Consider the following 13049-nt stretch of genomic DNA (forward strand, 5'->3'; position numbering starts at 1 on the left):
ATTGCTCTCCATAATGTCTATGGATTTGGTGACACAATTTCGTATACGCTACCTCCCGACCACACAAGATTATCCTACCCTCAAAGTACCGTTTTTTCGTTGACCGCGGTCAAGCATCTTGCCAGAGCCTCGTATCATCCAGCGGACGGAAGTCCTGGATGGGTAAACCGTTGCCGTAAGACTCTGCTCCCAAAGATCCATCCCAAGGATTTTAATGAAGATTCTACTCCCGTCGTAACTGGAAGAAATAGGGGATCAAGCTCCCAATGATCCATCCCAAGGATTTTAATGAAGATGACATCTGGGATATACGGTTGGACTGAAGCGCAAGAGGGAGGCGTGATGGATGCTTCCGAAAGGTGGGGACAAAGATGACGCAGTTATGACATCCGTATTCCGGATGGCCATGTACGCACCTCTCCCCCTTGCATCACCGTTTCCAGGCCAAGTGGAGCTCACCGTGGGTATTTTCCCGAAGCGAAGGGGATGGACGGCGACCCGCCCGCTCCTGTCGCCTTTCACGCGTGGGACGACCTGGTCTCGATGGGAAGGCAGTGTATGGATGACGACCCGCGGCTCCTATCCACTTCTACCGCAGCCTGTTACAATCACTGTGAACAAACCATGGTGAACAGGAGGACCCGTGGGGAACGGGGGATGGAAACGGGAGGTGCTCTCATGAAAGTACTGGTCACCTATCTCTCCCAGACCGGCAATACCAGGCGGGTGGCGGAAGTCATCTACGAGGAGATCGAGGAAGAAAAGGAGCTCCGGCCCCTTTCGGAGGTGGAGAGCCTGGAGGGCTACGACCTGGCCTTTATCGGCTTTCCCATCCATGCCTCCAACCCGGCGGCGGAGGCCCGGGCTTTTTTAGAGGAGAAGGCCAGGGGCAGAAGGGTAGCCGTCTTCGTCACCCACGCCGCCCCGGAGGACCACGAGGAGACGCGGAAGTACCTGGAGAACTGCCGGGCCTCCCTGAGCGGTGCCGACCTGATAGGTATGTTCGACTGCCAGGGAGAGCTGGACCAAGCGGTCATCGACCTCCTGGCCAGGAGCGAAAACCCGCAGCACCGCCAGTTCGCCGAATACGGACCGCTGACCAAGGGCCAGCCGGACGACTCCCGCCTGGAGAAGGCCCGGGCCTTCGCTCGGCAGGTAATGAAAGAATGCGACAAGACCTGAGGCGGGTGCCTGTTTCATCCCGCCGGGGATCCGGGGGCACGCACGTGCTCACCACGCAGTACATGAAAGAAACGTCAGCCATTCCATAGGTTTGGGAGCCCAGACGGGGCTAGGCACGCACGTGCTCACCACTTAGTACACGAAAGAAACGACCCCATCTTCCCGGGCAAAGAAGGACAGCCATGTAGGTGTGACCGTCGGCGTTATTGGTACGATGCACGCCCTAAAGGACCCTCATGAAGCGGGAAGGATCCCACACCCAGCACGTGCCCCGGGAATCTCCCTACAATCCCTCAGAACCGGCCATATCCGGTTACGTTGATCTTGAAGGCCTGGCGCATGAGCAGGGGTCCGAAGAGGGGCATCAGCCGCATGGCCATGCGCGCCGGGTACTTGATGACCAGGTCCCGGGGGCTTATGTCCAACAGCCTCTTGGCCAGGAGCACGGGGTAGAAGGTGATGTTCAGGCGGCGGAACTCGTCGTAGGCCCCCGCCGGGTCCTCCACCGCCCGCGCGGCAATCTTCCCGGAGAGGAAGGCGCCGTGCATGCCGAAGAAGAGGATGGGATCCATCATCCCGGCCACCGTCCCGGCCAGGATCATGTCTCCCTGGAAAAGCCTGGGGTTGGTGATGCGCCGCACGGGGGCGGCCCCTCCTTCCAGTAATTGGAATTTCTTAAACGGGTAACCATCCTCCATGACCGCCTGCTCGGCGAACTTCTCCACCTCCCAGCGGGCCACCGGACGGTGACGGTTGAAGATGAGGGCGAAGGCGATGCCGTTCACCGAACAGGTGAAGGCGTAATCCGGGGTGTAGTCGTCGAAATACATGGTCACCCGGGCTTCCTTCCAGGGCACCCGGCACTTGGCGAAGTATCCGTGCAGGATCTGGTAGGGAACGTTGGCGGCCTCAAAGCCGTCCACGTGCAGGCCGGTGGCCACTATGGAATTGCGGGGGAGCTGGTTGATCTGGCGGTCGCTCACCACGGGCTGGTCGAACTCGAAACGCACGCCCTCCTTCACCGCCAGGCGGTACAGGTAGTGGTCCATGGAAGTCTTGCGGGGGCCTCTCTCGATCATCCAGGCCCGCACGTTGCGAGGGAACTTCTGGCGGTACCTCTTGCCCCAGATGGATATCACCCCTTCCTCGAGGGGCACCATGGCCGGACGCAGGTCTATTCCCGTATAACAGGACATGGCCTCGGCGTCCATGGGCGTGCCGTGTGGGGATGGATTGTATATCGCCAGTCCGCCCACCCGCTTCCCCTTCTCCAGGACCACCACCTCCCTGCCCCGGCGGGCCAGGTTGATGGCCGCGGTCAGCCCCGCGAGCCCTGCCCCCACCACGTATACGGGCCCTCCGTCCTTCACTCTCCTTACCCCCTTTCCAACCCCGGATTTCTCTGTTCGGTCAGCCTCACCCGGGCAGCGACCGCTCCGCCGGACAAGGTTTTCCGCACCGCGTCCTGCCTGGCGTATCGAGCCGATTCGAGAAAACCTATCGTCAAGTTGGATCCTGACTTCTCCACCTCCGCCAGGCCGACGGCGAGTCCCCGGTTGCCCTTGCCCGCCGCCTCACATGTCCAGGTACTTCGCGTATTTTTCCATGCGTAAAAGCAGCAGGTAACCCGGTATCATGCGCTTGAAACTTCTCCCCTGCATCTTTCCCAGGATCTCCCACTTGGTAACAAATCCCAGGGCGGTGTTCAGGAGGGACTCGCGCAGGAATTCCGGCATGTAGTTGATGGCCACCCGCCGCAGGAACCACATGTAATTGAAGCTTCGGTTGCAGAGGTCGAACATCTCCTGTGCTAGGGCCTTGTCCTCCAGGGCGATGGCGGCTATCTTTCCCGAGATCATGGCCCCGTGGCATCCGAAGTAAGTGCCCGGGTCCTGGGCTCCCGCCAGGGTCCCGGCCAGAATCTTGTCCCCGGCGAAGAGGCGCGGCTGGCAGGGATAGCGCGAGGCGAAACAGCCCCGCTCCATCCTCCAGGTCTTGAACTCCACCCCCTCGGTCTCCCTTATCTGCTTTTCCCACGTCGCCCGCTGTTCCTCCCCCACCGGGCGGCGGGCGAAGAAGAGCCCGGCCACGATGCCGTTGGCGGCCGGTAGATAGCAGTAATCGCGGGTATAACGGTCGAAGTAAACGGTGCACCGCCGGGCGTACGACCTTTCCCCCCACGGCCGGTAGATCCCGCTCATCACGTACCCGTAGGCCGTCTCGTAGGGTATACGCAGGGCGTCGAAAACCTCGCGGTAGGGCCCGGTGGCCACGATGGTGTTGGGCGGGAACTGGGCCAGATCCTTCCGGCTGAGCACCGGGTTTCCCCATTCGAAAGTCACCCCCATGTCCAGGGCCAGGTCGTGGAGATAGCGGTCGATGGCCGTCTTTCGCGGCCCCCGCTCCACGTTGTGCAGGCCGGAAAGGGCGGGGTTCAGCCGGTACAGCTTCCCGAAGGAATAGACGTTGAAATTCTCGCACGGACCCACCTGTGGTTCCCCTATGGGCACGCCGAGAAAGCGGGACATGAGCGCGGGATCGAAGGGGGTAGAATCCACGAAGGGGTGTGCGCCGGGCATGCCGCCCACCCGGTTGTAGCGGTCCACGCAGTGGACCTCGTAGCCCAGCTTGCGCGCGGTTATGGCCGCGCACAGGCCGGCCAGGCCAGCCCCTATGATGAACACTTTCTTGGTCGTCATCCTCCGAACCCCCCTTCCTATCCCAGCATCCCGAAGCCGGGAACGGATTTCAGCGCTTCGTCTAGGAGCGGGCGGAGCAAGGCTGGGAACCTTAAAAGACAACCGAAGGCAAGGTTCAAGCCTGGGCGCCGCAAGAAGTGTGGCTGGAGATCAAAGAGCGTCTTGTAAAGCCACATGTAACGGTAACGGGAGGTGAAGCGGCGGAAGAGCCGCCAGGCGTGCTCCCTGTTCTCCACGGCCATAGCGGCGATCTTTCCCGACACCAGCGAACCGTGCACCCCGAAGAGGAAGAGAGGGTCCTGCACCCCGGCCAGGGTCCCGGCCAGAATCTTGTCCCCGGCGAAGAGGGCGGGAGCGGAAACGCCCCGGGTGGCCACCACGCCCTTGTGGGGCCGCCACTCCCGGAAGCGGAATCCTTCCTCCTCCAACCTTTCCGCCCACTCCCGGCAGGCGGAATCCGGTAGAGGCCGAGTGTTGAAGGCCAGGGCGAAGGAGGTGCCGTGGAGGTTGGCGCAATAATGGTAATACCTGGTATTTCGGTCGAAATAACCCAGGATACGCGGTTCCCCCTCGCAAGGGGCCACGGCCACGAAACCGAAGACGTCCAGGTAGGGGCGCCCCAGGGCCAGGAAGGGTTCCGCCTCCAGGCCGGTGGCCACGATGGTGTTTGCCGGAAGGCGTTCGAATTCCTCCCGCGAACCTACGTTCGTCCCGAACTCGAACTCCACGCCCGCCTCCCGGGCCAGGTCGTAGAGGTAGGTGTCCAGGGACGTGGAACGGCTCCCCCTCTCCACGGAATGCAGGCGGAAATAGTCGCCCGGAAAGAGGAACTTCTTCCCGTAAACATCCACCAGGAACTCCCGCGTGGGGACCACGAAAGGGGGCCCAAGCTCGATGCCGATGAAACGGCCGAGCTTGCCCGGCTCCATGGGGGTGACGTCCACCGTTGGCCTAATGCGTGGGTCTCCCCCCACCCTTTCCCTCTTCTCCAAGACCCTGACCCGGTGGCCGGAACGGGCGCAGTTGATGGCCGCCGTCAGCCCGGCCAGTCCGGCCCCCACCACGGTTACCTCGGCCAAATCTTCCAACCTCCCGGAGCTGCACGCCTCCGCGGAAGAGCTTCCCCTGTTTCCCTCCCTTGTCGCCACCCGGATGGAATGGGAGGTCTCCCGGCGATTCTTACCAATCTATTCCAGGAAAGAAAAGCAAAGCACTCGTCCTTCCACGTGGTTCCCGTCTTCCTGCCCCGTGCTATTTCACCGTCCAGCTATCCCCGCCACACTCTGAGCGCAGGCTTCGAAGCGGCGGCCTTGATCGGTCATGAAACTTCGTTCCATCCCGGGTTGATCACCACCCTGCAACGGACGGCTGGTGGGTGGACCGCCCGCCGTATCCGGTGTCCGGCGGGCGGTCTCCCGAACCCAGAATCGCCGTTTTCCGCTTCGCCGGAAAGAAGCGACGGGGCGATTGGTCCGCGCGCCGCCCGCGCCGCCTTCCTTCCCATGCCGGTCTTCCTCTCTCCTACCACCTCCCTCCTTGCCGACTATCCGGCATGTATGCCAGTCAAAGGGTCAGTTTCTTGCACAACCCGGTCTGGTAATCCCATCTCCGGGCGGAGATGTTGTTGGGGTCCACGGCCATCTTGAAGGCGATGAAGGTATCCGTGAAGGTCGCGCTGTTGGGCATGATCAGCGGCATGAGGTCGTCCAGCTTGGGCATGCCTTCGGGCAGGGGGACGGGCATTCCCTTGGTCAGGGGTATCGCCCCGCAGGCCAGGACCAGCCCGTGGCCCAGTATCCCCGTGAACATGGCCCGCATGTAGGTCATGAACATGCGCATGTTATCGTCCTTGTCCCCCTGGTTGGAATAGACGTCGTACTCCATGTACGCCGAGCGCCCCATGTGATAGGGCTGGAGGTAGGTGGAGGCGTCGTCCGGGGGCAGGTTGTCGTCGGTGTGGCCGGCCTGGTCGCTGGTGGCCACCCGCATGTTGCGTTCCGCCTCCAGGAAGTTGTCCAGGTGGCCGATGAGGGCCCCGATGAGGAAGGAGCCGCGCACCCGCATCACCCGCACGGTGACGTTGAAGTACTTCTGCCAGCGGTCCAGGTTCACGCTGCGCAGGTCGGCGGTGAGGTCTTCCACCGCCTCCGGGGGAAGGAACTCCCACTCCGGGTCTATTTTCAGTATCTCCCGCTGGATGATCTCCGCCTTGAGGCGCGCCTCCTCGGGGGTGGAGCCGGCGAAGATGGTGAAGAGGTTGTTGCGGGGGAAGGTCCCGGCGATGGCGCTGGCCTGGGCGTTGGTGGCCCCCACGAAGATGCCGAAGAAGGAGTTCTGCATGTGGGCCAGCTCCAGGGTCAGGTTCTCGTTGGCCACCTTGTACAGGACGTCGATGACGCACTTGAGGTCGTCCTTCTCGTATGCAGGGAATATCTGGTAGATGTGCTCCGGCTCCGGGTAGAGGCGCAGGGTCATCTCGGTGACCGTCCCCAGGGTCCCGAAGGCGTAGCGGAAGAGGGAAGCCATGTCCGGACCCGGGCCCGGCACGTGGGCCTTGACCGCCCCGTAAGCGGCGGGGCCCGTCTTGAGGATGGTGCCGTCGGGCAGGACCATGGTCATGTCGATGATGTTGTCGATGCCGAAGCCGTACTTGGAGGCCAGGGTATTGATGTTGCAGAAGGCGTGGTTGGAGATGACCCCGGCGGTGGCCGCCGTGGAGGGGTTGAGCACCCTGCACTTCACCTTCTGGGCCTCCACCTGGGCGGCCAGGTAGTTCACCCCCGGCTGGATGACCATGTACATGTTCTCCCCGTCCACCTCCAGGATCTTGTCCATGCGCCGGAGGTCCATGATGATGCCGCCGTAGAGGGGGATGTGCAGGGCCATGGTGGTGAGGCCGGTCCCCATGGGGATGACGTCCACCCGGCACTGGTTGGCGATGCGGTAGACCTCCGCCACCTCCTCCGTGGTCTCCGGCATGACCACCAGGTGGGGATATTGGGCGGGGAGCGGTGACTGGTCGCGGGAGTACCCGATGAGGATGACCGGGTCGTCGGTCACCCACTCCTCGCCCAGGGCCTCCACGAGCATCTCCTTGGCCCGGACCAGATCCTCGGGACGGTTGTGGAGCGGCTCCGCCTCATGCTGGAAAATTATCCCTGATATGCGCCGCTCCTTGATGTCCTTGGCCACGTCCCTTATCCACATCTCCCTACACCTCCTCCCCCAGCGACATGAGCAACGGCTCGGCCAGGTCGTAGACCTTGAGGGGACTGCCGGTGGCCTCCACCGCCTTTCTGAACATCTGCAGGCAGTAGGGACAGCTGGTCACCACCGCCTCCGCTCCCGTCCACTCGGCCTCGTAAAGCCTCTCCTTGGCCGTCCACAGGGCGTAGTCCGGGAAGGCGTAGGGCACCCCGCCCCCGCCCCCGCAGCACAGGGAGTTGAAGGCGGCGCGGGGGAACTCCAGCAGCTCCAGCCCCGGTATGGCCCGCAGCACGCGGCGGGGTGGGTCGTAGAGGTCGAAGCGCCTCCCCAGCTTGCAGGGATCGTGGTAGACGGCCTTCATCGGCACTTCCTTCTCCGGCTTCAACTCGCCCTTCCTGATCATGCGGTCCAGGACCTCGCTTATGTGGCGCACCCTTATCTCCGGGGCCAGTTCCCGCGAGTACTCCTCCTTGAACACCCAGGCGGCGTGGGCGTCGGGGGTGACGATGGTCTTCACCCCCAGGGAGTTGAAGGTCTCCACGTTGTCGAAGGCGAAGGTCTCGAAGAAGTCGCGGTCCCCGATGAGCAGCATGAGGGCGCCGTCGCTCTTCTCCTTGGCGCCCAGGATGCCCAGGTCCATGCCCCCCAGCTGCAGGACGCGGGCCGCGGCGCGCACGGCGGGGAAGAGGGCGGGGTCGGTGGAATAGGCGTCTCCGGCGTAGAAGAGGGCCTCGGCCTTCTCCTTGGGCAGGTGCTTCAAGTCCAAACCCTTGGCCCATTCCCCCCTCTTTTTGGCCGGCACCCCGAAGGGGTTGTCGTTCTCCTCCAGGCTCTCGCGGAGCGGCTCGTGCTCCGGCATGGGGCCCCAGCCCTCGCGCACCGCTTTCTCCCGCATGAGTTCGAAGACCCGGGTGGGGTGCAGCTGTTTCACCTCCCAGCACTGCTCCTGGCAGGAGGAGCAGAGCATGCAGGTGTAAAGAATATGGCGCATGGAGTCGGAGGGCTCGAGCTCGTGGATATGCAGGCCGCGAGCGATCTCCATCTTTCCCGAGGCGTAGTAGGCGTCCCAGCGGAAACGCGTCCCAGAGGGGCAGTTGCGCCAGAAGCGGGACTCGGTGCAGAACTGGACGTGCACCGCCTGGCAGATCTTGCACTTGGTGCAGATGAAGTAGTCCTGCTGGAGATCGTGCAGGACCTCCCGGGGAGCGGTGATGCGCTTCTTCATCCCTCACACCTCCTTGAGGAGCTGTCCGGGGTTCATGATCCCCGCCGGGTCCACGATGTTCTTGAAGGTCCTCATGACCTTGAGGAACCCGGGGTCGGTCCGGGCGAAGACCATCTCCGCCACCTCTCCCCGGGGGCGGTCCACGAAGCTCGACTCGTCCAGCAGGTAGCGGTAACCCTCGCGGACCGTTTCCTCCACCCGCGCCCTCTCCGCCTCGTCGGCGGGGCGGAAGTAGAGGTCCGTCTCGCAGTAGAAGGACCCCCCGAAGTAGACGGGGATGAGCGCCTGCCCCACCTCTTCCGCCGGGTATCCCCTGGCCGAGGCCAACTCCCGCAGGCCGGAGAGCAGCCCCGGGGCACGCTTCTTGAAGTCGTAATGCTGGATCACCGCCGTGCGGCCCTTAAGGTAATCCCTCTCGAAGAGGTACCAGGGTCTCTTGAACCGCGCGTCCATGGCCGCCGCCAGCTCGGCGTCCAGCTCCCGGGCCCCCAGCGCCTCCGCGTCCGCCCGCACATACTTCTCCCAGAGGTCCACCAGCTCCACGTGGTGCTCCATGCTGAGGGCGGTGACCCACGGCGGGAGCTTGGCGCGCAGCGCCTCCGCCCCCTCCGCGTCCCGGGAGAGGAGCACGGAAAGGTAGCGGGAGTTGGCGGTCAGGCACTCGAAGCAGTGCTCCTCCCGGTTCACCTTGTAGGCCAGCTCCAGGGCCGGCTCCAGGGAATCGAAACCGAAGAGGAACACGCGGCGTTCCTCACGCAGGGGATAGAGGTAGACGATGCCGTAGAAGGGTATGCCGAAGATGTCCTCGCTGGCACCGAAGAAGAGGGAGAACTGCGGGCCCTGGTCCTCGCGGAAATCGGCGATCCCCTCCGCGGTCAGCTGCTGGGACCCCGACACCCAGATGCGGCCGTCAGAGAGCACAGCATGAAAGATGGAAAGGTTCGGGAAACGGTAAACCGCGTTGCCGTTGAGGATGTCCCGGTCCAGGTAGGAACGGAGCACGGAACGCGACTCGGCGGCGGCGGGAAGCAGGAGCTTGCAGTCCCGCTTCAGGCATTCCTCCTGGAGCCGCTCGTAGGTCACCCCAGCGTAGATGTGGCCCATGAGGTTGCGCCGGTCTATCTCCTTTATGCCGTCCATGCGCGAGAGGTCGATGAGCAGTCCCTCCCCCGGGGGCGGGGCACCCTCCATCTTCTCCCGGCGTACCGAATAGACGGGTATCTTCTCCCGCTCCGCCAGGACCATGACCTCGCTGAGCTCGTACTCGTCGGCCGGCCTGACTAGGGTCAACCGGCTCCCCTCCCCGCTTTCTTGGTAATATTTACCGATTGCGGAGGCCTCCCGGCTGACGTTTTGCGGCCCCACGATGTCCCTTATCTCCTCCAGAACGGTGCCCACCCTCATGGCCCTCCCTCCTCGCGTCATCCCCGGGACCGCCCGCGCGGCCGGTCCCGACGAACGGCCTTGCCCTCCCCGGCCGGGCGGCGGAAGAAGACGCCGTTCCCACCCTGGAAACGAATCGCATGACCTTGCTTGCCGGACTCCCCTCGCAGCCTTCCCACCGGGGACTGTTCTCAAGGTTATTGCATACAGGCGCTGAATATATTATATACTTTGTGAACGACTGGTCAGTCACTCTTAACTGGATTATAGGGAGGCGCCGGAGGGGATGTCAAGCGGTTACGGACTGAAAAAAGTGCTTGATAAAAAGGCTAAATTAGACGGTAGGATCATGAAAATATTTCGATATTAAGTCGGTTATCCAAGGGGGGATGCGCAATCTTTGCGCGTTTTGCCTCCAGGGCCCTGGGAAACCACTCCCGTGCGCCCTGGTGGTCACGGGGAATTTTAAGCCGGGAGCGGGAGCGTCTCGATGGCCCTGAGCGGGAGAAGGTGCGCGTTCCTTTCGAGGGTCACGGGGAGGGAGGATAGATGGCCGAGGTGAGGATAGTGGGAGCCGGACTGGCGGGGTTGACGGCAGCCGTCATCCTGGCCCGTAAAGGACACCGGGTGACCGTCCTGGAGCGGGAGGAGCGCATCGGGGGTTCTCCCCTGTACCACCCCTCCTGCCAGGGGAGCCCCCTCAGGCTGAAGGAGATGTACGCCTACCTCGGGCTGGACATCTCGCCGGGGGTGGAGCCCATCCGGGAGATGCGGGAGATCGCGGGGGGGAGGGCATACGACTTCGACCCCCGCCTCATCGGGGCTTGGTTCTTCGAGAGGGGGCCCCGGGAAACCAGCCTGGACAGCCACCTCTACCGCCTGGCCCGGGAGGCGGGGGTGGAGTTCCGTTTCTCCTCGCCGGTGCTCTCCCCCGAGGACCTCTGGGAATACTACCCTGACTGCATCGTGGCCACCGGACTGCACTTCGAGGGATTCGACGCCTTCGGGGTGCCTTACCTGACCTCCCATCATTACACCTACCGCGGCACTTGCGATCCGGAGCTCAACTTCGTGCACATGTACCACGACACCTACACCAGCGACTACGGGTATGTGGCCGCCTTCCGGGGCATCCTCTACGTGCACCTCTTTAACCGTCGCCGTCCCGTATCCCTGGAAGCACGCGACCGTTTCGCCGCCCAGGTGGCCCGCTTCGAGGGCTTGCAGGTGCCGCGGTGGAGCAGCTTCACCTTCCCGGTGCCCGCCGCCTCCCCGCGCACCCCGCGCCTGTTCGCCGGGAGGGCCATACTGGCCGGTACCCTGGCCGGGGCCATGGACCCCTTCGCTTTCTTCGGGCTGCACGGTGCCCTGGTCTCGGGGAAGATCGCCGCCCTGGCCGTGGAGGACCGGGAGAGGGCGTGGCGGGAGTTCCGCCGCTGCGTGCGTCCCTACTACGCGGCCTACGGGGCGGCGCTCCTTAAGGAACTGGCCCCGGTCTCCCTTAACGTGCTCGGGTTCCGGCTCGTCTTCCGCCGTTTCGAGAAACGTAGGCTGGCCCAGAGGATACTGGTGGAGCACATGCCGGGGTACCGGAACCTGTTTCCATAACCTGGGACCTCTGGCTTTCCATTATGGCGGGAAGGTCTTCTTCGAGACAGCTGGAGGCGAGTTTTGCCGGGGAAGGGGGAAAAGAGAAGAGGATACGAGTGACCTGGAGGCTGCCGGTGGAGCACATGCCGGGGTACCGGAAACCTTTTCCATGCCCCGGGGCTGGTTCCCCTTTCCGTGCAAGGTAAGAGTATAGGGAGCGGATACGCACCGCGCGAATAAAGGGAGGTTGCCAAATGGCTGTCGGTGGGAGAAGGATAGTGGTCATAGGGTCGGGCGTGGGGGGTGCGGGAGTGGCCGCCCTCCTCCAGGCCCGGGGCCACCGGGTGACCTTATTGGAAAAAAATGCCTTCTACGGCGGGAAGTGCTGGTCCTTCGAGAAGGACGGCTTCCTGGTGGATTCCGGGGTGCACATGTTCTCCATGGGCGCCTCCGGCCAACACGGGGACATCAACCGCCGGGTGCGGGGCGACCTGGAGTGGCTGACCGCCCAGCCCAGCGAACACCTCCTCATCGGGGGGAAGTACCGCATCAACCTCTACCAGAGCCCCTTCGACCCCCGCATGGCCCTGGACAACGCAGCCTCCCAGCTGGCCATGCTGAAGGATAGGCTCCTGGCGCGCGGAGGAAAGGGTTCCGGCGTCACCAGGCTCCAGAACGAGGTCTACCGGGCCTCCCGGAAGAACACCTTCCTGGAATCCCTCCTGGCAGCGGCGAAGATAGCCCGCCTGAACCCCTCCTACCTCGTGGAGCTGGACGAGATAACCCTGCAGGAGTTCCTGCACCGCGTGACCGAGGACCGCACGGTACTGCAGGGCATGGCCGCCCTCTCCATGCTCCTGACCGTGGTCCCCTACCACCGGGTGAGCGCCGGGGAGTTCTTGTGGTGTGTCATCAACATCTTCCGCAAGAAGACCCTGGGGGTTCCCCGCGGCGGTTCGCGGGAGATACCCGGGGCCTTTCTGCGCTCCTTCCTGCGCGACGGGGGGGAGCTGCGCCTGAACTGCGAGGTCAAGAGCATCGTGGTGAAGGAGGGGAAGGCGCGAGGGGTGGTCACCGCGGAAGGCGAGGAGATCCCCGCCGACCTGGTGATCTCCAACGCGGGCATCAAGCGGACGGTGGAGATGGCCGGGGAGGAGAACTTTCCCGAGGAATACGTCTCCTACGTCAAAGGGCTGAAGGATTCCTATTCCTTCATCACCGTCAAGTACGGCCTCGACCGGCGGGTGATCGACCTTCCGGCTCCAAGCTTCTTCAACATCCCCAACCTGGACCCCGACCACATGTTCGACTACCTGGAGAAGGGCGGGCTTCCCGAGGACCCCTTCCTCTTCACTCCCCTGCCCTCGGAGTGGGACCCCTACGCGGCTCCGCCGGGCAAGCAGCTGGTGATCATGGGGGTGCCCGGGCCCATCGAGGTCAACCGGGAGAACGTGGAGTGGTGCGAGCGCATCCTGGACCGGGCGGAGGAGAGACTTATGGAAATATTTCCCAACCTGCAGCCCCACGTGGAATGGAAGATGCGCACCCACATCGCTCACACCGCGTCCATCACCGGCAAGCCCACCGGCGAATGCATAGGCCTGGCCCAGTGCGTGGGACAGACGGGGGTACACAAGCCCACCCCCTGGACCCCGGTCCGGGACCTGTGGCTGGTGGGCGCGGACGCCGGCGCGCGGGGCGTGGGAACGGAGCAGGCGGCGGGAAGCGCCCTCTACGTTGCCAATCTCCTGGGGTGAGGAGGT

9 protein-coding genes are annotated in these 13049 nt (G+C 63.6%); 3 read left to right on the forward strand and 6 right to left on the reverse strand.

Going from position 1 to position 13049, the window contains the following annotated elements; translation table 11 throughout:
- The first annotated feature begins 678 nt into the window (after positions 1–678).
- The gene (locus tag QME84_11970; GenBank protein ID MDI6874981.1) at positions 679–1182 is read left to right on the forward strand and encodes a flavodoxin family protein; all 504 of its coding nucleotides are present in this window, start codon (positions 679–681) and stop codon (positions 1180–1182) included.
- A 293-nt stretch (positions 1183–1475) separates the two neighbouring features.
- On the opposite strand, the gene QME84_11975 is transcribed toward QME84_11970, so the two are convergent.
- From QME84_11975 to QME84_12000, 6 genes are all read right to left on the reverse strand, one after another.
- Positions 1476–2552, reverse strand: coding sequence for an FAD-dependent oxidoreductase (locus QME84_11975; GenBank protein MDI6874982.1), 1077 nt, complete (start codon positions 2550–2552; stop codon positions 1476–1478).
- A 204-nt stretch (positions 2553–2756) separates the two neighbouring features.
- Positions 2757–3881: an NAD(P)-binding protein gene (locus QME84_11980; GenBank protein ID MDI6874983.1), complete on the reverse strand. Its 1125-nt coding sequence runs from the start codon at positions 3879–3881 to the stop codon at positions 2757–2759.
- A 17-nt stretch (positions 3882–3898) separates the two neighbouring features.
- Positions 3899–4960 carry an NAD(P)-binding protein gene (locus tag QME84_11985; protein ID MDI6874984.1) on the reverse strand — a complete coding sequence of 354 codons (1062 nt, stop codon included), beginning with the start codon at positions 4958–4960 and terminating at the stop codon, positions 3899–3901.
- Between the two features lie 484 nt (positions 4961–5444).
- Positions 5445–7088, reverse strand: a complete 1644-nt coding sequence (locus QME84_11990; protein MDI6874985.1) for an FAD-binding oxidoreductase — start codon at positions 7086–7088, stop codon at positions 5445–5447.
- Positions 7089–7092: 4 nt separating this feature from the next.
- A complete protein-coding gene (locus QME84_11995) occupies positions 7093–8313 on the reverse strand; it encodes a (Fe-S)-binding protein (GenBank protein MDI6874986.1) in 1221 nt (406 codons plus the stop codon).
- Between the two features lie 3 nt (positions 8314–8316).
- A complete protein-coding gene (locus tag QME84_12000; GenBank protein ID MDI6874987.1) occupies positions 8317–9717 on the reverse strand; it encodes an FAD-binding protein in 1401 nt (466 codons plus the stop codon).
- Positions 9718–10245: 528 nt separating this feature from the next.
- Between QME84_12000 and QME84_12005 the strand changes: the two genes are divergently transcribed.
- On the forward strand, positions 10246–11304 hold the full coding sequence (locus tag QME84_12005) for an FAD-dependent oxidoreductase (GenBank protein MDI6874988.1): 1059 nt from the start codon (positions 10246–10248) through the stop codon (positions 11302–11304).
- Positions 11305–11540: 236 nt separating this feature from the next.
- Entirely contained in the window at positions 11541–13043 is a 1503-nt protein-coding gene (locus tag QME84_12010) for an NAD(P)/FAD-dependent oxidoreductase (protein MDI6874989.1), read from the forward strand.
- The last annotated feature ends 6 nt before the right edge of the window (positions 13044–13049 follow it).

It is taken from the genome of Actinomycetota bacterium, from assembly GCA_030019255.1.
GTDB lineage: Bacteria > Actinomycetota > Geothermincolia > Geothermincolales > RBG-13-55-18 > Solincola_A.